At 50.3% G+C, this 21752-nt stretch carries 20 protein-coding genes; 8 read left to right on the forward strand and 12 right to left on the reverse strand.

Annotated features, from left to right (window positions below):
- Positions 1-99: 99 nt before the first annotated feature.
- Positions 100-1359: a hypothetical protein gene (locus FWG96_04645; GenBank protein MCL2032536.1), complete on the forward strand. Its 1260-nt coding sequence runs from the start codon at positions 100-102 to the stop codon at positions 1357-1359.
- Positions 1360-1365: 6 nt separating this feature from the next.
- On the forward strand, positions 1366-2094 hold the full coding sequence (locus FWG96_04650; protein MCL2032537.1) for a DNA alkylation repair protein: 729 nt from the start codon (positions 1366-1368) through the stop codon (positions 2092-2094).
- 23 nt (positions 2095-2117) lie between these two features.
- Here FWG96_04650 and FWG96_04655 read toward each other — a convergent pair whose 3' ends face one another.
- On the reverse strand, positions 2118-2717 hold the full coding sequence (locus tag FWG96_04655; protein ID MCL2032538.1) for a uracil-DNA glycosylase family protein: 600 nt from the start codon (positions 2715-2717) through the stop codon (positions 2118-2120).
- Positions 2718-2825: 108 nt separating this feature from the next.
- Between FWG96_04655 and FWG96_04660 the strand changes: the two genes are divergently transcribed.
- A complete protein-coding gene (locus tag FWG96_04660) occupies positions 2826-3692 on the forward strand; it encodes a KilA-N domain-containing protein (GenBank protein ID MCL2032539.1) in 867 nt (288 codons plus the stop codon).
- A 223-nt stretch (positions 3693-3915) separates the two neighbouring features.
- Positions 3916-4470 carry a zinc-ribbon domain-containing protein gene (locus FWG96_04665; GenBank protein MCL2032540.1) on the forward strand — a complete coding sequence of 185 codons (555 nt, stop codon included), beginning with the start codon at positions 3916-3918 and terminating at the stop codon, positions 4468-4470.
- Positions 4471-4599: 129 nt separating this feature from the next.
- Here the strand turns inward: FWG96_04665 and FWG96_04670 are convergent, their stop codons facing one another.
- The 5 genes from FWG96_04670 to FWG96_04690 form a co-directional block, all read right to left on the reverse strand.
- On the reverse strand, positions 4600-7995 hold the full coding sequence (locus FWG96_04670) for a hypothetical protein (GenBank protein MCL2032541.1): 3396 nt from the start codon (positions 7993-7995) through the stop codon (positions 4600-4602).
- Positions 7996-8199: 204 nt separating this feature from the next.
- Positions 8200-8667, reverse strand: a complete 468-nt coding sequence (locus FWG96_04675; GenBank protein MCL2032542.1) for a zinc ribbon domain-containing protein — start codon at positions 8665-8667, stop codon at positions 8200-8202.
- Positions 8668-8909: 242 nt separating this feature from the next.
- A complete protein-coding gene (locus FWG96_04680) occupies positions 8910-9449 on the reverse strand; it encodes a rubrerythrin family protein (GenBank protein MCL2032543.1) in 540 nt (179 codons plus the stop codon).
- 72 nt (positions 9450-9521) lie between these two features.
- Complete coding sequence (locus tag FWG96_04685) at positions 9522-10142, reverse strand: hypothetical protein (GenBank protein MCL2032544.1); 621 nt, start codon at positions 10140-10142, stop codon at positions 9522-9524.
- Positions 10143-10186: 44 nt separating this feature from the next.
- A complete protein-coding gene (locus tag FWG96_04690; protein ID MCL2032545.1) occupies positions 10187-11314 on the reverse strand; it encodes a hypothetical protein in 1128 nt (375 codons plus the stop codon).
- 69 nt (positions 11315-11383) lie between these two features.
- Here FWG96_04690 and hmgA point away from each other — a divergent pair, with 69 nt between their 5' ends.
- Genes hmgA through FWG96_04705 form a run of 3 tightly spaced genes read left to right on the forward strand, consistent with a single transcriptional unit; the run spans position 11384 to position 14665 of the window.
- Positions 11384-12538 (forward strand): hydroxymethylglutaryl-CoA reductase (NADPH), encoded by a 1155-nt coding sequence (gene hmgA / locus FWG96_04695; GenBank protein MCL2032546.1) that lies wholly within the window; start codon positions 11384-11386, stop codon positions 12536-12538.
- 4 nt (positions 12539-12542) lie between these two features.
- Positions 12543-14198 (forward strand): phenylalanine--tRNA ligase subunit beta, encoded by a 1656-nt coding sequence (gene pheT / locus FWG96_04700; protein ID MCL2032547.1) that lies wholly within the window; start codon positions 12543-12545, stop codon positions 14196-14198.
- Positions 14198-14665, forward strand: a complete 468-nt coding sequence (locus FWG96_04705) for a peroxiredoxin (GenBank protein ID MCL2032548.1) — start codon at positions 14198-14200, stop codon at positions 14663-14665. Before pheT ends, FWG96_04705 begins: the two co-directional genes overlap by 1 nt.
- A 4-nt stretch (positions 14666-14669) precedes the next feature.
- Here the strand turns inward: FWG96_04705 and yjjX are convergent, their stop codons facing one another.
- Genes yjjX through FWG96_04725 form a run of 4 tightly spaced genes read right to left on the reverse strand, consistent with a single transcriptional unit; the run spans position 14670 to position 17859 of the window.
- Positions 14670-15626, reverse strand: coding sequence for an inosine/xanthosine triphosphatase (gene yjjX, locus FWG96_04710; protein MCL2032549.1), 957 nt, complete (start codon positions 15624-15626; stop codon positions 14670-14672).
- A gap of 49 nt (positions 15627-15675) precedes the next feature.
- Positions 15676-15879 carry a DUF2116 family Zn-ribbon domain-containing protein gene (locus FWG96_04715; GenBank protein MCL2032550.1) on the reverse strand — a complete coding sequence of 68 codons (204 nt, stop codon included), beginning with the start codon at positions 15877-15879 and terminating at the stop codon, positions 15676-15678.
- Positions 15880-15911: 32 nt separating this feature from the next.
- Complete coding sequence (trmY, locus tag FWG96_04720; GenBank protein ID MCL2032551.1) at positions 15912-16502, reverse strand: tRNA (pseudouridine(54)-N(1))-methyltransferase TrmY; 591 nt, start codon at positions 16500-16502, stop codon at positions 15912-15914.
- A 4-nt stretch (positions 16503-16506) separates the two neighbouring features.
- Complete coding sequence (locus tag FWG96_04725; protein MCL2032552.1) at positions 16507-17859, reverse strand: signal recognition particle protein Srp54; 1353 nt, start codon at positions 17857-17859, stop codon at positions 16507-16509.
- 415 nt (positions 17860-18274) lie between these two features.
- On the opposite strand from FWG96_04725, the gene FWG96_04730 reads away from it, so the two are divergent.
- On the forward strand, positions 18275-18406 hold the full coding sequence (locus FWG96_04730; GenBank protein ID MCL2032553.1) for a transcriptional regulator: 132 nt from the start codon (positions 18275-18277) through the stop codon (positions 18404-18406).
- Positions 18407-18539: 133 nt separating this feature from the next.
- Here FWG96_04730 and FWG96_04735 read toward each other — a convergent pair whose 3' ends face one another.
- Entirely contained in the window at positions 18540-19928 is a 1389-nt protein-coding gene (locus FWG96_04735) for a phosphoserine phosphatase (protein ID MCL2032554.1), read from the reverse strand.
- A 159-nt stretch (positions 19929-20087) separates the two neighbouring features.
- A complete protein-coding gene (locus FWG96_04740; GenBank protein ID MCL2032555.1) occupies positions 20088-21665 on the reverse strand; it encodes an ankyrin repeat domain-containing protein in 1578 nt (525 codons plus the stop codon).
- Positions 21666-21752 lie beyond the last annotated feature (87 nt).

Below are 21752 nucleotides of genomic sequence, written 5' to 3' on the forward strand. Positions count from 1 at the left end.
TATATACATCTATAACCACGGTTATTGGCCTCTTCCTAGGGGGGGGGAACGGCCTGGAGCAAGGAGGGAACACACATGCGCAATATGAGTAGGGGGGTTTTGGCGGTCTTGTCCGCGCTGGCGGCACTGGCTATGATCGTGCCCAGTGCTGCGATACTGTCTGCGGAGGAGGAGGGATTTGTTAATGGGGAAGACGATCCTGGCACGGATCTCTTTACGCCGACTGCGGCAACCGAAAGTTATGTCGCTGCAGGGACCATCATAATGAAGCTCAGCAGCACGGGCGAACTGTTATGGGGAAAGAATCTCTTGTTATCTGGTTTCAATCTATTTATGTCTGCGACAGTGGTCCCCGACGGCTTTGTGGCTGTGGGAAGTTCGATCGCAAAGTACAACAACGCAGGCGACCGGGTATGGCAAAGGACATCCGGTTCCCTTATACTCAGTGCTGTGACGGCGGCCTCCGACGGATTTACCGCAGCCGGAAGCAGAGGCAACGATGCGGCCATAGCGAAGTATGATAACAGCGGATCAAGGATATGGGATAAGACCTTTGGCGTGCCCGGTTCGAACGTGTCCTTCCGTTCAATAACGGCTGTCTCCGATGGTTTTGTAGCTGTGGGAACCTCAAATGAGATCATCCGCAACGGCAATACTACGTGGTATGGTCCTGCAGACGGAATAATTGTGAAATACAGCGGAACAGGCGATGTGGTGTGGCAGAACAGTTTCGGTGGGGACAGCAGCGATTACTTCAACTCGGTGGCGGCAGTACCTGGCGGAGTGGTCGTTGCAGGAGAGTCGGCAGGTTACGCGAACATCGTGAAATATGGTGACGACGGCGCAGTAGTGTGGCAGAAGAGCCTTAGCCGGGAAGACGCAGATTCATTTAAGTCAGTGGCTGCGGTCCCCGGAGGGTTCGTCGCGGCGGGAGATGTATACCATAATACCTACGGCAGCAGAGACGGCGCCGTAGTGAAGTTCGATGACATGGGAGAAGTGATCTGGAAGAAGAGCTTCGGCGGAGTGGAATCAGACTATTTCGAATCGGTAGCAGCCACGGAAAGCGGTTTCATCGCCATAGGAGACTCATACTACAGATCTTTTGGGACCGGAGATCTGGTCGGGGTTGAATCGAAAGATGACTCGGTGAACTTCATCGCAGTGAAGTTCAATGACATAGGAGAGGCAGAATGGGTGTATAACTTCGGCGGAATAGACATTAAGGGCATGCTCTCCAGCTTGACTGCTGGCATTTGGCTTTGGTTTGGGATCTCTGCTGTAGTCGCAGGCGTGCTGATCGGAGGCATATTATTGTTTTCGTTGAGAAAGCCAAAGGGAGCAATGCCTGGAAAGTGAAGCAATATGAAGCACAAAGATCGCTACGACGACGAATATGTCCTCGATCTTTCTTTGAAGATACACTCAGTAATGCCGGGTTTTGATAAAGATGCTTTTTCAAACGGTCTGATAGGCCGCCTTGATGATAAAGAATTGTTTGCGAGGCTCGACATTATCGTCGACGCCATGGAAAAAAGCATGGGGATTGACTACTCAAAAAATATCCAAGTGTTTTTTAATATGCTTGGCCCGGAATTGACCCAACCTGAGGGGATGTTCACCTCAGGGTGGTGGCTGTGGCCCGTTGGCAGGTATGTCGAACGGCATGGGAATGAAGATTGGAAGCTGTCTCTGCCCTTCCTGAAGGAACTGACGAAGCGGTTTACAGGAGAGTACGCCATCCGCCCTCTTCTGAAAGAGCACCCGGAAGAAGTGATGGATGAGCTTATAGCGTGGACGAAGGATGAGAACGTTCATGTCCGGAGGCTTGCAAGCGAGGGGGTCAGGATACGTTTGCCGTGGGCGGAGAAATTGACCGTCGCTTTGGACGAGCTCGAAAGGTATGCGGTCATCCTCACGAACCTGAAGGATGATCCGGAAAGGTTCGTACAAAAAAGCGTCGGAAACAATCTGAACGACCTGTTCAAAGAGTCGCCTGAAAAAGCAAAGCGGATCATCGAACAATGGGAAAAGACGAAGGAAAGCAAAGCACGGGAATGGATCGTAAAGCACGGCATGAGAAATCAAAAATGACCGTTTTACAAAAGACCAAGTGCTCAGCCGAATATCGCGCTATGGACCGCGCCCCTTACTTCAGGCATTCTCTTCTTCTCGAACATGGGGTGTTCCTTGAACCATCTGACGTTCAGAGGCGATGGGTGCGGTATCACGAATGCGGGTTTACCTCTTATCCTTTGATCGGAAAAGACCAGTTCCGTGAAATCATACTTAGGGAAGAAGAAATCCGCCGCTGCCTTGCCGACCAGGACGAAGATATCATTGTTCACAAGCTCTATCTCTTTGCTGAGCCATTTCTGCGCGCATATCTTCGGCGGAGGGTTGTCCCCTTTGTTCTTTGACTTCCCCGGATAGCAGTGCCCGACGGATGTTATGTAAAAGATGTCTGGATCATAGAACACCTCCTCGGATATGCCGTACCAATCGTTCCTTAATCTCCTGCCGCTTATGTCGTTGAACGATCTTCCGGTATTGTGCACATGTACCGACGGCGCCTGGCTGACCTGCACTATCTTCGCGTCGGAGTTCCCCATGCAGACAGGTCTGGGCTCAAAACCGAAAAGCTCTCTGCATTCTCTGCAAGCTAAGAGCTTCGTTTTTAGTTTTGCTAGGTCATCCATGATAACGTCATCATTCATTTCGGCATTAATATAGGTTCGATTCAAGTTGAAAATAAATGATGACAGTTTGTCTGTAATACTAACTGTAATGAGGAAATATGTAAACAAGCAACGGCTGAAACGTTCATGATGATTAAGAATAAGACCAGCATTATCACGGTACAGGATGTTCACGTCACGATAGCATCTTTCGACATTGACGATTATATTTGCATAACAGACATGGCAAAGGCTAAAGAGGGCGAGTCTCGTGCTGCGGATATAATCAAAAACTGGATTCGCAACCGCACCACTCTGGAATTCTTGGGCACCTGGGAGATGATGCATAACCCTAACTTCAAAGTGGTCGAATTTGACCACTTTAGAATGCAGGCAGGATTGCCGACCTTCGTCCTAAGCGCGAAACAATGGGTTGAAAAGACCAATGCGATCGGAATCTTCGTTCAATCCGGCAGATACGGCGGTACGTATGCGCACAAGGATGTTGCATTTGAATTCGGCTCTGCAATCAGCCCGGTGTTCAAACTATACTTGTTAAAAGAATATCAGCGGCTGAAGGATATAGAGAACAACAGCCATAAGCTGGAATGGGATGCCAAACGGTTCCTGTCCAGGACCAATTACCTGATACACACCGATGCTGTGAAGAAATATGTCCTGCCGCTTAGTGATTATACAGAACAGACGGAGTGGCTGGCATACGCAGACGAGGCTGACCTGCTGAATGTGGCAATGTTTGGTTGTACAGCAAAACAATGGCGTAATGAAAATCCAGAACTGGCAAAAAATAACAACATCCGTGATTTTGCATCTGTGAATGAACTGGCGGTCTTGTCCAATCTTGAAACACACAATGCAGAATTGATAAAAGCAGGGAGACCCAAGACAGAACGGTTCCAAACACTGCTGGAGATTGCTAGGTATCAGATAGCTTTGCTTGATGAGGCAGAGCGCATGAGGTCGGCGAAAAGCGGAAGAACGCTGCCGGAATAAACCCCTAAACGTAAGCGTCCAACAAATCCCTAAGAACCTGTGTATCTCATCGAATGAAGACTCTCAGTCATTGTGGAGAAAGCATTTTCCTGTTTCGGTTGTTTTTCCTACGGATTCGGCAGTATTATGTCATTACGACAAAATCTATGCGGTCTGCCTCCGACCGTCATTTCACACAAAATCTGAAAGAGCCAAAATTATATAGAAAAAATGCACTGTTGTCATGATAAAAATGGAAGAACGATCATCCTCGAATTTTTGTATGAAATGCGGAGCCCCGTTACGCGAATCCGATACTTTCTGCACAACCTGCGGTGAGGCGATAGGCAGTACCTCCCAAGCACAGCCGTATTCGCAATATGGGTACCCACAGAATAAAAGCAACAGATTGAGGAATATGGCAATCCTATCGGCTGTCTGGGCCGCAATCGCATTAGTGTTAGGCTTATTCTTTATTCTTGGAGCAGACTATATAATGGGTATATTCGATTCAACCCCCGATTTTTGGAATATTATGGAAGATACATATGGCTACACTCGTGATGATATTGCATATTCACTCTTTGTGACAGGCGCGGTCATAGCAGCTAGCGGTGCATTTGCGGCGGTCACAGCGGTGCTGTCCATGACAAAGAAATTCCACTTCGTGGCATTGATAGCGTGCATAATCTCCTCTTTACTTGGACTTATAATACTGGTGGGCGCTATCGGGTTCATAGTAGCATACTTCATATACAAAGCAAAGGACGAGTTCAAAAGTAACAATCAAAAAATATAAGCCGAGCGGGGACATCTTCGTGAGAGGATGTCCCCGCTCGGCTAGAGTTTATAAATAAAACGCATTTCGGCACACTGCTCATGAGTCTGCCGAAAATTTAGCTATTCATCGCCCAAGGTATTATTGTACTCATTGCTGTTCGATCATGTAACCTCCAATTAACCCACCGGGTGTTTTTGCTACGACTAATAGTATGCCATTTTTATTCACATCCTTGTCAATCATCTCATTTAATATATTATTAATAATCACAAAGTTCCACATATCAACTATAAGGCTCACATATCCCAACACAGGCACGAAATAACTAATTGCCTCGACGGTAATTGCAACAGCGAGACCCTCTACATCTGACGGAGGAAGTCCCATTTTTATTGCTTGGTTGACTTTTGCAATTGTGTCTGATTCGATATACATCGTCTCTACGACAACATGTGGGGTAAGCCACCTAAGCCATTCTGCAGGGATTGGGATTATATCAAACATAGGACTCACATATTCAGTAGGTAAAACAGCCGTTATTCCGCCATCTTTTGCATACACTATTTCTATTGTATGGTCACTCGTCACATTATTGAATATGTAGGATCCTCGATTTTTCTCTGCATATGACAAAGCCACTCCGTCAACCTTTACTTCGAATACAAAATGTTCTGGTTTCTTAGCGAAAGAGACACTAACCCAGCCTCCTTTATTAACTTCCTTGACAGAGCTATCAAGTGTCGTATATACAAGGCCACTTTTAACTTCTAAATTAGTTACCGTAATTGAATAGTCAAATGGGCCCGGGAGAGTGGTGGTCGACACTTCGATAGTATGGTTCATATTCACGCTACGGAATGTGTATTGTCCCCGTGCTATCTCTTCCTGAGACAAAGCCATTCCGTCAACCTTCACTGAAGAAAAATAGCCGTATAGAGTGTATCCTGCATTTACGGCAAAGGTGAAGGTTTGGCTGGTGCCTTTCTCCACTGCTATTTTTCCGCTGGGAGATATCGTTGCTCCAGGGTCAGAGGTTGCAGTGATGTAATAGTATGTAGGAGGCGTACGGATACTCTTAACATCTATTGTGTGATCGGCCGTCACATTCGAGAATGTATAGGATCTGGCAGTCATCTGCGCAGATGTCAATGCAGTTCCATCTACCGTCACCGAAGATAGAGTATATCCTGCATTAGCGGAGAATATGAACGTTTGGCTGGACCCCGGCTGCACCGACACTGCACCGCTCGGCGAGATCGTCGAGTTGGAGTCGGCGGTCGCAGTTATGATAGGGAGCAGGGCGCTCTTCACATCTATCGTATGGTCGCCGGTCACGTTGGAGAAGGTGTAGCTACCTCCGAATCTCATCTCCGTCTCAGATAGAGACAGAACGATCCCGTCCACAGTCACGGAGGACATATAATGTCTTGTGTTGGGGTAGAATGAGAATGTCAGGCTGGACCAAGATAGCACCGACACTGTTCCGCCGGGATATACCATCGAGCTGGAGTCGGCGGTTGCGGTGATGGTAAAGTATGGAACCACGGAACTCTCCACATCTATCGTATGGTCGCCGGTCACGTTGGAGAAGGTGTAGCTACCTCCGAATCTCATCTCCGTCTCAGACAGAGACAGAACGATCCCGTCCACAGTAACGGAAGATATATAATATCCCGCTTTGGGCCGGAATGTAAATGACTGATTCATTCCGTACTGCACAGCCGCGGTCCCGCTCGGCGATATCGTCGAATTGGAGTCGGCGGTTGCGGTGATGATCGGAAGCGGAGCGCTCTTTACATCTATCGTATGGTCGCCGGTCATGAGGGGGAAGTCATAGTTGCCTCCGAATCTCATCTCCGTCTCAGACAGAGACAGAACGATCCCGTCCACAGTAACGGAAGATATATAATATCCCGCTTTGGGCCGGAATGTAAATGGTTGGCCTGATATGTGTGTTATTGTCACGATTCCGCTCGGCGATATCGTTGAATTGGAGTCGGCGGTTGCTGTGATGACTGGGAGCGAAGCGCTCTTCACATCTATCGTGTGGTCGCTAGTCACGTTGGAGAAGGTGTAGACTCCACTGCTCATGTCTGCCTGAGACAGAGGTATATCGACTCCATCCACAGTCACGGAAGATATGAAATATCCGGCACTGGGCCGGAACGTAAATGACCGGCTCGATCCGTTCTCTACCGTCACGATCCCGCTCGGCGATATCATCGAGTTGGAGTCGGCGGTTGCGGTGATGATCGGAAGCGGAGCGCTCTTTACATCTATCGTATGGTCGCCGGTCACGTTGGAGAAAATATAGATGCCTTCGAGTTCCATCTGCCCTCGTTCAAAAGACAAAGCAACCCCATCCACCATCACGGAAGATATGAAATATCCTGTATTGGGGAAGAAATAAAAGTATTGGGTTGATCCGCTCCACACTGCCACAGATCCGCTTGGATATACCATTGAGTTGGAGTCGGCGGTTGCGGTGATGATCGGAAGCGGAGCGCTCTTCACATCTATCGTATAATCGCTTGTCATAACTACAAGGTACATTTCTTCATTGTGCATCGTATATTGGGTCAAAGGCCGATCGACCCCGTTCACTGTCACGGAGGATATGTAATGTCCCTCATTGGGTGAGAATACAACATTTAGGAATGCTCCGTACTCCACGGTCATGGTGCCGCTCGGCGATATCGTCGAGTTGGAATCGGAGGTTGGGGTGATGGTTGGGAGAGGGGCGCTCTTCACATCTATCGTATGGTCGCCGGTCATGTTGGAGAAGGTGTAGCCACTTCCATTGTTCATTTGCACCTCATACAAAGACAAAGCGACTCCGTCTACAGTCACGGAGGAAATGTAATATCCTGCGTTGGGGGTGAATGCAAAGTATTGGCTTGTTTCGGAGAACACCGGTACTTCTCCGCTCGGCGTTATCGCCGAATTGAGATCGGAGGTCGCGGTAATGTATTTGATTTGAGCAGGATTGACAAAGATAGTAAAGTCTTTTGTATAAGGAGTGCCGACCCCTTTGCCGTTTGATATGGTCGCAGTCACCGTGACCGTACCTGTCGCAGTTGTAGATAACACATCCCCGCTGATGGTCGCTCCTGTTGTCCCCGCGTTCTTTACGGACCAAGTTATGGTCTTGTACGAGGCGTCAGACGGGAACACCGTTCCTGTCAGGGTCAACGGCGTTCCGGCAGTAGCCGCCGAAGGCACCTCGGTTATGTCGGTCACACTGATGTCGGTGACTGGAATCACATGCTTCGCGATGATTGCATCCTGGTCGCCTCTCGCCGCGGTGCCGGTCCAATCGCCGTTGCCGAATGATCCTTGCTGTGAATACCCCGCGGCAACAGCGTCGCCAGGTACTGCCGCCACTGATTGAAAATAATCAGCAACAGAGCCGCCAAAATTCCCTTTAAATGTTAATCCGTCGTCCCCCCCCCCCTCCGCTGTGGAAGCAGTGAAGGCGGGTACAGAGACCAGCACTGTTACAACCAGTGCAAGGAGTACTAAAATGCCCTTTTTATTCTTCATTTTTACACCTTTTTTATATTGTCTCCGATCAAGATGAGGCCCCCCACCTAGTCAGAGCAAAATAAAGATGAATATATACTCTATATAAACCCGTTCTAGTCGGAAGCGGAAACAATATACATTCTCCGCAGAGGCAGGCAGGAAATAACGCTACAATGAAAACTGTATGAAAAAAGATTGCGGCCGCAAAGGGCCGTTTCAGGTTTATGAACGGAAATAGCTACGCTCGTTCTTCAGCACAAAATAGAGAATAATGCCTATGATGCCGAAGATAATAGTAACCAAAGCCAATATCGACCCTATCAAACAGTAGGTGCATGCTTGCTGGTGCCCTTCTTTTTTATGGATGTTCATGCAGCAGAGGAGGGCAAATATTCCACTCATTATTAGGGCAATTCCAACGGCGAAGTTAATCGCGCCGGATATCAAAAGACCTCCGACTGCCATGTTCGAAATGCCAGCTAAAATAGCTACTATTGCCCATATGCAACCCAGAACGAATATGATTGTGAGCGATCCACCCATGCTCTGGTTTTGGTTATTATTCTGATTGTAGCCGCCACTGTTGTAGCCGCTACCGCTTCCTTGGCTCATGGTGTCGAATCCGCAAGCGGGACAATATCTTGTCCCCTCAACGACGTCTTTACCACAGTTTGAACAGTAAGATGCCATGATAGCAACAACAGGATTGCGTATATTTAATTATGTATGGTCATATCTTTTATTGTTCGCTCCGCATTGAATAGTTATATACTGATGTCACTATATACCCACGGGATGCTCTCTAAAAAAATCATCTGTTGATCCGAGCATGTCGTTGTGCTGTCTGGTACATTGTGCCACCTTCTTTTTGACGGCGTCCGTTCCGAAGGCCGTGGGAATAAGAGATTAAAAGTGGCGGGAAGCCCGCCGGTTTACCAGTTCTGAGCCTGTACTTCAAAGAACGACTGCGGGTGCTTGCAGGTCGGACACAGGGCTGGAGCTTCCTCTCCGACATGGAGGTATCCGCAGTTTTGGCATTTCCATACCACTACCTTGTCCTTCTTGAACACTTTGCCGCTCTTTATGTTCTCGTAGAGTTCGAGATATCTCTTCTCGTGCACTGCCTCGATGTCACCCACCAGTTTGAATTGGTCGGCGATCTGGTTGAATCCCTCTTTTCTGGCCGTCTCCTCGAACTCTTTGTACATGATGTTGTGCTCGTAGTTCTCTCCGCCGGCCGCGTCCTGGAGATTGGCAAGCGTCTCGGGTATGCAGCCGCCGTGAAGCGCCTTGAACCAGAGCTTTGCATGCTCTTTCTCGTTCTCGGCGGTCTCCATGAATATGTCCGCTACCTGGTTGTATCCTTCTTTTCTTGCCTGTGATGCGTAGTAGGTATATTTCGTCCTTGCCTGGCTCTCTCCCGCGAAGGCGGTCATCAGATTTGCTTCTGTCTTGGATCCTTTCAGTTCCATTTGTTCACCTCATTTCCGGAACCGGTTCTGTTTTTAAAGCGGTTTCGCCGCCGCTTTTTCAAAATGAACCGGTCACCTGCGGAACAACGTCCTTTTCTTCAGCTTTCCTTCAGAATCGAACTTCTTTTCCATCAAAAGATCATAATTCTTCTTTGCGGGAATGTCCCCAGGGTCGAGCTTCAAAAGCGTCTCAAGCTCCCCCCTAGCTCTTTCGTAATCTTTCAGATCATTCAGCAAAAGGACCGCGTAGTTCCGACGGTAGATAGGTTCCATAGGGTTTAAAGATATCGCCTTTTCGTAGTATTCGGCGGATCTCTTGAAATCGGTCATCTGGATCCTCAAAAATATGGCGTATGCGTTATATAGGTCGGCGTCCGGAGATGTCTTTAACAATTTTTCATATATCCGCACAGTCTCTTTGTTATTCTTTTTGTGTTTGGCAAGGACCGTCACCATAGCTTTCATCGCCTCGACATTCTCCGGTTCCAGGTCAAGTATGACGTTCATCTGCATCAGACCGGCCTCCATGTCCTTCAGATCATAGATGAGCGTCCTGGCCAGCTGCATCCTCACCTTCGTGTTGTGGGGATCGTTCTCCAAAAAAGACTCCAGGGTCTTGACGGCGCCGCTCGGGTTGCCGCTTTCGGCCTGCCTTTTCGCTTTGGAAACGGCTTCGTACTCCGGATCCTTCATAGAACAATGAACACGGCGGCATTAATAATGATTATGAACCGAACTCATTCTTCCTTTGACAGAAGATAGCTTTTGATGATGCCGTTCTTGAACCCTTTGTAGTAAGTGTTCACGTAGACGAAGGATGTTATCATAGACACGATTCCCATGAACGCGACATATCCCAGATATGTGTTGAGGATCCTCATGAAATCCATTCCCAGGTATACTGACAGCGTCAGAAGCATCATGAAGAACGTGACTGCAAAGAACCCCTGGTACAGTCTCCCTCTCATGCCCTTCCAAAGGTAGAAGTCGCGGGGCGCATCGGATGTCACCTTAGCGCCAATGGACTTGACTATGCTCCACGGGATGACCAGCGGAGATATGAAAAGTGACAGCAGCATTCCGATCAGAAGCATGTCTTCGGAGGGGATTATCTGAAGGAACAGCGGATTTATGAAAATATATGAGCAAATCACGATCCCCAGCGCGAACAGGCTGAAAGCGGTGTTCAGGAAAAGTTTGGTGTTGAATTTTTCGTCATCGGCATCCGGCTCGAACTCTATCGTTTTTATATCGATGATCTCAGGTATCTGGAACAGCCATTCCGGGACATGGTTCTTCCTCTCTTCCGGCGGACGCTCCAACGCTCTAAGTATTCTGTAGAAATAACTTCTGAAATACCCCACTATGACCGAGACTACGCCATATGCAACGAAGAAGGTCATCAACGTTATGGAATATGTGCTCACCATAAGGGCGACAAGGTCTGTGTTCTCTCCGAAAACGTCGAAGTATTTCACTATGAATTCGTTGAAACCTATGTCAGACCCCACTATGGACAGAATGACCGCGACCAGCGCAGGCAGCAGCGATACAATCGGAACGACATACTTCCAGGTTATCACGCCCCTGTCTGAAAGAAAGACGCAGGCCATCCCCAGCATTAAGAACCCCAGGGCGAATCCGAGACATATTCCGAACAGTATCCCCGTGAAGGAGTAATTTTCAAGATAGATCGTCAGAATAATTGTGAATACCGAGCATATGACCAGGAAATACGGGAATATCCCTGTGATGAGTCTGTCAAGCTTGTCGTGCCTCGTGTCCTCGTTGAGGTTGATTATCGTCCTAAGATATGTCATGGGTTTAGGGACCATGTTCTTTATCCTGTCGGACGTTTCGCTCATAACCGATGATAGGCCGTTCCACATATTTAATGTTCGATAATTATATTATCAGAAAGATAATGTAGTGACATGGAAGAAAAGAGGGGTCTGAAGAACAGAGGATACTCTCATGCCGATGTCGATGAAAGACGGAAAGCGGTTGAAGAATTCACTGGAGCCAGCCTCGAAAGCATCTCCAAATACTGTTTTGATTCGGAGAAAGCGTCCAAGAACATTGAGAATATGATCGGTGCAACGCAGATCCCTCTGGGATTCGCTGGTCCGATCGTCATCAACGGAGACCATGCTAAAGGGGAGTTCCTCGTTCCGCTGGCAACCACCGAAGGCGCGCTTACCGCATCAATATCGAGAGGGATGTCCGTCATCAATGACGGAGGCGGCGCCAGAGTGAAGATCTTTCAGGACGGTATGACCAGAGCGCCTGTTTTCAGAACGGACGGAGTGGACCACTGCAAACAGATCATGGAATGGATCGACCGAAACATGGGACTTCTTGCGTCGGTGGTGGACACCACGACGAACCACGGAAAACTCCTTTCCGTGGAATCATATCCGGCAGGAAGGAACCTCTTCATCCGCTTCACATACGGAACGGGAGACGCGATGGGAATGAACATGGCTACGATCGCCACTGAAGCGGTCTGCAAAGAGATCGAGACCAATACAGGCGCCGTGATGGTGTCCGTATCCGGGAATATGTGCAGCGACAAGAAGCCGGCGGCGATCAACATGATCAGAGGCAGAGGTAAGACCGTCATCGCTGAAGCGCTCATTCCGAAAGAGATAGTCGAAAAGAGGCTTCACGCCTCCACAGACTCGATCGTGGAGACCAATACGAGAAAGAACCTTCTAGGAAGCTCGCTGTCCGTGACCCTCGGGGCTAACGCTCATGCCGCGAACATGCTCGCCGCTGTGTACATCGCAACGGGGCAGGACCCGGCGCAGGTGGTCAGCGGAAGCATGACCACGACCATGTGTGAGAATATCAACGGCAATCTCTACATATCGGTGAGGATGCCGTCGGTGGAGGTCGGGACGGTCGGCGGAGGCACCAGGCTGCCTTCGCAGTCGGAGGCGCTCAGCATTATCGGGTGCCTCGGGGATGAAAAAGCCAAGAAATTGGCCGAGATAGTCGCGGCCACCGTGCTTGCGGGGGAACTGTCGACCATATCCGCCCAAGCGGCCGGCCACCTCGGGAAGGCGCATCAGGAACTCGGACGCTGATAAGATGCCGGTCATCAATTTCAAATACAGCGACCTTTGCTCCCTTTTGGGCAAAGAGGTATCTCAGGAGGTCCTGATTGAGAGGATACCTCTGATCGGCGCCGATATGCACCAGACCGAGGGCGGCGCGGACGACATGTCCGTCGAATTCTTCCCTGACAGGCCCGACATGTTCTCGGCGGAAGGGCTAGCAAGGTCGCTCCGGGCATTTCTGGGCATAGAGCCCGGACTGAAAAGATATGCTTTGGGGGATTCGGACATAGTCGCCGTGACGGAGGCGCCGGTGCTTGACGTGAGACCGCATTTCGCTTGCGCCGCGGTCAGGGATATCAGCATGACCGACGATCTCATAAGATCTCTGATGGAGCTTCAGGAGAAACTCCATATGACCATCGGCAGAAAAAGAAGCAAACTTGCCATCGGAGTCCACGATCTGGACAAAGTGGAGCCGCCGTTCAGATATACTGCAGTGAGACCAGACGAAGCATCATTCGTTCCTCTTAACTGCGCCGAGGAAATGGATCTCCGCACGATATTGAAGGTCCATGACAAAGGAAAGGAATACGCGCACCTTCTGGAAGGAAAGGAAAGATATCCTATAATTTTCGATAAGAACGGCGAAGTGCTGTCATTCCCGCCGATAATAAACGGCACTTTGACGGCTGTCAGGCCGGATACGAAGAATATTTTCATAGACGTTACCGGCACAGACCGAAAGGTCGTGAAGGGGGCGCTCGATATCGTAGCGACCGCATTGGCGGAACGCGGCGGCAGGATATGCAGAGTAAGAATGGAGGGCTGCGAACAGCACTGCTCCCCCGATCTGAGCGGAACGCGATCCGTAATATCGGTGAAAGAATGCAACAGGTTCCTGGGCTTGGACCTGTCCGGAAGCGGGATGAAGGAAGCGATCGAAAAGATGGGGATGGCCGCTACCGTCGAGGGGGACGCGATAGAAGTGCTGATCCCGTCAACGAGACTGGATATAATGCACGAAGTGGACATCTTTGAAGACGTCGCCATAGGCTACGGGTTCGGACGCTTCGGGGGCCCTTACACATCGCGGCAGACGCCTGGAAAATTGGGGCCGGTGACATCATTCTCCGATAAGACGAGGGACATCATGATCGGCCTGGGCTTCACTGAGGTCACAACGCTGACGCTTAGCAACCAAAAGGATGAGTTCGACATCTCCGGACTTCCTGTGAAGATATCCACGCGCATCACCAACCCCATAACTGAGGACCACACCTGCCTGAGGTCATATCTTATGCCCAGTCTGATGAGGATACTCCGCCACAATAAGCACAGAGACCTTCCGCAGAAGATATTCGAGATCGGTTTTGTCTCAGACGAGCACCGCACAGCCCCCCGTCTCTGCGGGATGATCACCTCATCAAAAACATCTTTCACCGAGATAAAGTCGATCACGGAATCCGTCGTCAGAGAGATGGGCATGAAGTACAGCATATCTCCCTGCGGATACAGGACGTTCATCGAGGGGAGAGGGGCCTTCGTTTCTTCGAAAGATGACAATATAGGATTCTTCGGAGAATTATCTCCCAAAGTCATAACCGATTATGAGATAACACATCCCGTCGCGATGTTCGAGATCGATCTGTCCCGCATTGCCGATGAGAGGAAAGGGAGCCTGTTCTGATGGAAGTGAACGACAGATTCCCGGAATTCACTCTCAGGGATGAGAACAATGAGCTGTTCGACAGCAGATCCCTGGATGGCATAAGGTATGTCATTTACTTCTATCCGCGGGACGGGACCTCCGGCTGCACTAAAGAAGCGCTTGATTTCTCTTCTTTGTATCCTAAATTCATGCTGAGGAACATACCTGTCATCGGGGTAAGTAAAGACAGCGCCGCTTCGCACCAAAGATTCAAAGAGAAGAACTCGCTGAAAGTGAAGCTTCTGAGCGATCCCGATCATGACCTGACGGAAAGGGCGGGGGCATGGGGCACCAAGATGATGTACGGCAAAGAGGTCCGGGGAACGATAAGATCCACATTCATTGTCGGAAGGGACGGCGTCGTAGAAGCTGCATGGAAAGGCGTGAAGGTCCAGGGACATGCAGAAAAGGTGCTTGAAAAGGCAATATCGCTGACAAAGACCTGATAACTTAAAGCGGCCGCAGATCCCCCATGCGCGGTATCATTGCGGCGATCACAGATTGTTCTGTCAATGCCTTCCTGTCAAGCAACCCTTTGCTCAGCAACCCGACCGCCCCCTGTTTATTCCCTATGTCGGGATCACCGTAAAGTCTGTGCACGGCCTCCCCCACAGTCATGCCGTCCGACACCAGCGCGGCGACGTCATCGGGGTACCTGAAGCCTGGGCCTATTCCTACCGTCATCCTTCCGTCCTTGTCGAGTATGGCGCAGTATTGGAAATCATAGAGTCCGTCATCCGTAGGAAACACGCCAGCCTCTATCCCGACGGAAAGGTCGCGGTCCCCTAAAGCGGCCGCGGCGCGGTTGACCGCACCCGTGCGTGTATCGAGTTCCCACGGCTGTTCGGGAACCCCGCTTTCCGTATCAACCGGTATGACGATAGCGCTGCCGAATATTCCCTCCATCACGGCCCTTACCGCCTCGATCTTGACCCGGTTCACGGACCCGACCGCGATCCTCACAGTGTCACCGCGCCCCTCTCTGGAATATCCGCCGCTCATTATGCCGGTAGAGCTTATCTTCTCGCCGTTGTAGGCGTTCACAAGCGGTAAAACGACTATCTCAAACGGCCTGACGCCTCTTGACATTCGTTCACGGTTCACTTCTTCGGCGTTCTGTGCGGTCTCTTCTGACACAACGAGGATGTCAGCGGCGTCCATCTGTTCTCTCGGTCCATAGATATCGCTGATCTCGACCATCTCCCAGGGTTTGTCCATACCGTTCAGGAAAGCCTCCAGCTCCTTTTTTCTGAGGTAGATGGGGATGTAGCCGCCCCCCTTGCGGGATGCCATGCCGTCTGCCGTTATCCCTATCAGTACTTCATCTCCGACCTCGAAGGCTCTTTTTATCAGCTGTTTATGGCCTTCGTGCAGGATGTTGAAAGTACCGGCCACAACAGATCTCATAAGACACACCTCCGGCCTATAACGGAACCTCGGAATAAGACAGCTCCCATTATAGATAAAACAGGGCTATAGCGGCGATCGTCGCAACAATTATTGCGATCCAGATGAAGAAAAGCTTCCTCACTTTTTTCTTCGCACCTGCGCCGGCCGAATTTTTGCATCCTTCATTGCAGAACTCTCCCTCGCCGACGAAGGCTTTGCCGCAGCCGCGGCAGTGTCTGTGCTGAGGTATCCTTTCAGGTTGATCCGCCATATGACATAATCTCCCGTCAAGCATAAAAGGATTCAGGAGTGGTTTCTGTCTATTTCGTTGTGGATCAGTATGATGCAGTGGTCCGCATGGAGGCTGTGAGGCCCGACCGATACCTTCTCGGGACAATGCTCCGACAGAACACGCTCCTCGTCTTCCGTCAGGTCCGAATTGTCGCTCATCACGAACACGGGATCATCGGGCAGCCTGCCGTCCTTTACATCGGCCCCGTCCTCTTTCAGGTAGACTATCTTCCCTTTTTCCGAGAGCATCCTTATCACCTCTGCAAAGGACATCTTGGAAACGGATATCCCCGGCGACGATCTCGTCTCTGCCCCCTCTATCTTTTTCATGAGGGCGTTCCTTATGAGAGATGACGTACTCCTTTCGTCCGGGTTGAGGTATCTCAGTTCGTTCCCGGAGAACCTCACTGTCTTCGGGGGGTCATACCCTCCCTGAAGCACAAGGAACAGTTCAGTGTCCCGTCTTATGTCATGGCTGAGGAAGAATGCTGAATTGACGCACCTCACAAGTATGTCCAGTCTTCCGGCGCCGCCGGCGATGTCGTCAAGTTTGAAATCTCCGGTGGTCACTGCCTTGTGGCCGACGATCACAAAGTATCTCATCTGATCACTGCGCGTCCTCTAGGTCGTCCATATCTATGTTTCCCATCTGCTTCATCAGCTGTTTGCGCAGTTTACGGTCTTTGCCGAACGAGCCCATCATCTTTTTGCTCTGATTGTACTGCTTGAGGAGTTCCCTGACATCGTGCGTCGGGACCCCGGCCCCCTTGGCGATTCTTTCTATGCGTTTCCCCTTTATCAAGTTGGGTTCGTCTTTTTCTTCCTTTGTCATGGAATCCATTATCACTCTGAATTTAGAGAGCCTCTTTTGAGATTCTTCGTAGTCGATCCTGTCCCCCATATTGCTGAAACCCGGTATCATGGACATGACCTTCTGGAGCGGCCCCATCTTGGTGACGGCGGCCATCTGCTGATACATGTCCGAGAGGGTGAACCTTCCTGACATCATGTTCCTCGCAAGCTGCTCCATCACCTCATCGTCGCCTATCTCGTCCTTTGCCATTCTCACCAAAGAAGCGAGGTCACCCATTCCCAACAGCCTAGATATGAATCTGTCGGCATTGAATGGTTCGAGGTCGCGTATATGCTCCCCGGTACCGATGAATATTATTCTTGCTTCGGTCTTTGCAACGGCGGATAAAGCGCCGCCGCCCTTTGCGGTGCCGTCCATTTTCGTCAGGATGACCCCGGTCACGCCGACCGCCTTGTGGAAAGCGTCCGCCTGCGGCCCCGCCTGCTGCCCCACCTGTGAATCCAGGACCAATACCCTCTCATCGGGTTTCGATACCTCTGCGATGTCTTTCAGTTCTTTAATGAGGTCGTCCTCCAGTGCATGCCGCCCGGAGGTGTCGATGATCACTATCTTCTTGTCAGAGAACTTCGCCTTCCCGTTCTTCACGATCTCCGCCGCGTTGGTGTTCCCGGGTTCGCCGTAGACCTCCACATTGACCTTCTCTCCCAGCTGCTGGAGCTGGTCCAAAGCGCCTGGCCTGTAGACATCGGCGCCTATGAGCCCCACGCTGAATCCTTTCTTAGAAAGATACAGGGCGAGTTTTCCGGTGGTAGTGGTCTTTCCTTGGCCGTAGAGACCCACCATCATGATGGTCTGCGGCTTCAGGGGCAGACCTTCGCCGTTGTCGAGAAGGGATACCATCTCTTTGTAGATTATTTGGATGATGTGGTCCTTTGTGCTCTTCCCTGCAGGAGGCTTCTCGTTCAAAGCGCGCTCCTGGATCCGGTTAGTGATCTCCAGAACCAGTTGGACATTGACATCCGCTTGCAGCAGAGCGCGCTGAAGCTCTTTTGATATCTCTCTGATGAGTTCCTCGTCGATAACGGAAGAACTTCCTATGCGCGCGATCACATCCCTAAGAGATTTTCCCAATCCATCCAGAACCATGAGATACACACGCTATTGCTTCAATTATATTTAGAATGTGGTAAGTGCGGGAACAGGCCAGCCAGTCAGAAGGGATGGGATGCACTCTACAGAACTGACCTTTTTCCCCGATTGTACGGATTGGCAAGGAAGCTATATAAGTGTTTCTAAATCTAACCGGCAAAAAACGGCTCTTTTATCTGTTATAGATAGAATATTTATATATTCTTCTCCGCCCCGTCCGGAATAAGCGAATAAACAACCCGGCGGAGTGGGAAGAGCCAATGCCGTATCTGTAAGCTTGGTTCCCGTCACTGATGCATTTCGGAAGGTTGAACGGCAATCGTTTTAATAACGCACACCTGTATTTCATTCCGGTGATAATATAGCGGTCAAGGATGATGTCTTGAATGTAATGAGAAAGAGCGGAAAACCTATGAGTGCGGGTGAAGTGGAGAAGGAGCTCGGCATAGACAGAAAAGAAGTCGACAAGGCCTTCAAAGAACTCAAAGCGGAAGGCGCAATACTCTCCCCTGTGCGCTGCAAATGGGAACCCGCCAAAAAGTGACCTTTCAAACGATTTCGTTAAAAGTGACCTCTCGTCTCTTTGATATGTTTCGTTTCAACGAAGCGAGATGTCGCTTTTAACGCAGGAAAAATTGATAAAATGTTTGGGAACCCTGCTAAGCAGGGGTTTTTGTTTAAAGGTAACCGGATTTCTGAAGAGCCATCAGGTTCTCTGTGCTGAGCTTCTCTCCCGCTTTGAAACGCTCGAAGATGTCCTTTGCCTCCTTCTTGTATTCGGAGTCCACTCTCTTCTTCTTTGCAGCGGTCTTTTTGTTCCTTATTCCGGCGACATCCTTATCCATTTCGTGGACGGATTTGATCTGCTCGATGTGCTTCTTGTGCTCCTCATCGGCAGCCTGTTTGCACTCGATGAACTTTGCCTGAGCCGCATCCGCTTCTTTTCTCAGCGTATCCGCCTCTTCGTAAAGCTTCAGCATCTTGTCGTGCGAGGACTGAGCGGCCTCGGCGTGCTCTGACACCTGACGGTGGGCGGTCTCCGCCTGCACTTTTGCTTCCTTGAGCTGCAGTATGACCTCTTTGATCTCTCCGTTCTGCTCAAGGTTCTTCTCTCTTTCGTCTATTTGTTTTGCGATGACAGATATCTGTTTGACGATCTCGTTCTCTTTATCTTTGCCGAGGGATTCCGTCTGTTGTCTATACTCCAGGTCTTTAAGCTGCTTCTTGAGTTGTTTCACATTGACCTCATTCTTATCCTCGCTCGGCCTCTCGGGTCTCAACTGGGCGATCTGTTCTTTCAGAGCGGTTACTCTCTGGTTCTTCTCATCCCTGATGACCTTGGTCTCTCTCACTTTCTGGTTGAAAGAGTCCCTGTCCTCCCTGCATTTTCCAGCCTCATCTACAAGCTCGCGGACCCTGACGTTCAGGGCGTCCCTCTTCGCTTTCCATTCCTTGGTCTGGTTATTCAGTTCGTCCCGGAGGCGCCTGTGCCTTTCGGCGTCGTTATTAAGAATGCTGCGTTTTTGTTCAAGGCTCGCGAGTTCGTCCGCAGACACCTGCCTCTCTTCCTGGGGCGCGTCTCCTCCGTCGGGGGCCGCTTCGGTCTCTGTCTCTACGTCTGCTACTTTTGCTGTTTCTTCAGCTACCGCATTTTCAGGTGCTGCTTCAACTGCCACTGCTGTTTCTTCAGTCTCTGTTTCTACAGCCACCGTTTCTTCAGCTACCATCTCTTCGGGCGCTGCTTCAACTGCCACTGCTGCTTCCACAACTTCCGTTGCTTCTTCAGTCTCTGTTTCTACAGCCACCGTTTCTTCAGCTACCATCTCTTCGGGCGCTGCTTCAACAACCACTGCTGCTTCTTCAGCTTCCGCTTCTACAGTCTCCGCTGCTTCCACGATCTCCGCCGATTCCTCAGCTACTGCTTCTTCAGGTGTTATTTCCGCGGTCTCCGCTGCAGACGTTTCGATCACTGCTGCCTGTTCTTCAAGAGCGTCAGCGTTCTGTGACGCTGACTCCTGTGCTTCCTGAGAATCAACCTGTTGTATTTCCTCCTCAAATTCATCCATAAATCATCACTCATTCGTTCGACTTAGCCATAAGCAAAAGTATGGCCCACTTCGAATCGTTATATAAGGGTATTATTTATAAAGATTTCTAAGGGGCATCAACCACCCTGAAAGACCGAAGCCGGCGAAGCATCCGTCGACAAATAGATCTGGCCGCTGTCACATTCTGCTGAGCAACAGTTTTACAAGCATGTCATTGTTCTTTTCCGCTGCGATATCCAGCGCGGACTTGCCTGCGTTGTTTACAGCGCCGGCCTGCGGGTCGCCGAAATCAAAAAGATTCTCCGCCATTTCTTTTGCGGCTTTTGCGTTAGAGTTGCCCGCCGCATAAATAAGCGGCGTATTTCCGTCTTTATCTTTGGCGGCGGCATGTGCGCCCTTCTCAAGCAGCAGAATCTGGATATCATCTGCCATACGCATACCGTGACTGGGATTTCCGGCGCATGCGAGCATGACGGGGGTTTGTCCCAGGATATTCGACTTGTTCACGTCGGCGTTGTGACCGATCGCAGATTTTATAACGTACCAGCGAAGGGTCTCGCGTGTTGAGAAGGTCTCCATGTCGCTGCTGTCGCGGAGGGCCCATGTAAGCAGGGTGTTAGACAGATCATCTACGGACGCGTTGATGTCCATTCCGGAAGCGACCATAAAGTCTATTATCATGGAGGGATGACTTTCACTGAAGCTGTAAGGATCCTTCCCTCCTCTGAGCCAGGTTATGGCGGTTCGCCCCTCGCCTGTCTTCAGGCCGGGGTCTGCCCCAAGTTCCAGCAGAAGCCGCGCCGTTCCGGGGTCGCAGTTCCTGCAAGCCTCTGCGAGCGGCGATCTTTCTCCGTAACCATACAGATCCTCTAATGCATTGACGTCGGCCCCGAGCCCGACCAGCGCGCGTATCGCTTCGTGATCGCCTCCCGATGCGGCCCTGACCATCGTAAGTCCCCCCGCTTTCGCAAAGAGTTCCTCGTTCGGCCCCCCGTCGCTCAAGTTTCCCTTCAGAAGGGCGCCGATCTTTTTCGCACCGCGCCGTTCCGCCAAAACGTGGGCGGTCTCACCCATGCTATTTTTGTCATCGGGGTCCACGCCTGAGTCGAAGAGTGCTTTTACGCCGACGAATGCCTCATTTAGGTAAAAATCCATTTTTTTGCCGTATTCGTCCACCAGATGTTTGTAATGTTCAAGCGTCTCCGGCGATGCGCCCGCGGATTCGCTTTTTTTGTATCTTTCGACGGCGAGCCTGTGATTGTTAATGTGACTGTATAAGGATTCGATGAGCAGATGTATGCCATTATTCCCTCGCTCGTCGGCTCTCGAGATGCGTATGCCTTTGTCGAAAAGCGCTTTGATGAACTCGCCGTTACCTGCTTTCGCCGCGACCAGATAAGAGAGATCGCCGTTTTTGTCTTTTACAGCCGCGTTCGCTCCCGCATCCAGCAGCGCCATGGTTATCTTATATGCGGTCTCGGCGGGGCGTGTGAGCAAAAGTTGTTTTTGCCCGGCGACGAGCATCAGAGGAGTCTTTTCAGAACTATTGTTGATGTTCGGGTCGCATCCGCTTTCCAGGAGGTACTGCACAGCGGAAAGATGTAACATTTCGGAAGCCAGATGCAATAATGTGTTGCCGCCGTCGAAAAGCGCTTTTTTATCCGGCATATTCCTGATCATATCAAGAATGTTCTCCAGTGTTTCTCTGCCGTATTCGGCGCCATTGTAGGCTGTCCGCAGTTTCATAAATTCCATGATATCTGTTCCCCCGCCTTAATCCAGAATCCGAAGGCCTTTGCGGACCGGATCGATTGTGATATGCAGTAAAAAATATAATATAAT

Source organism: Candidatus Methanoplasma cognatum (assembly GCA_009777615.1).
GTDB lineage: Archaea > Thermoplasmatota > Thermoplasmata > Methanomassiliicoccales > Methanomethylophilaceae > Methanoplasma > Methanoplasma cognatum.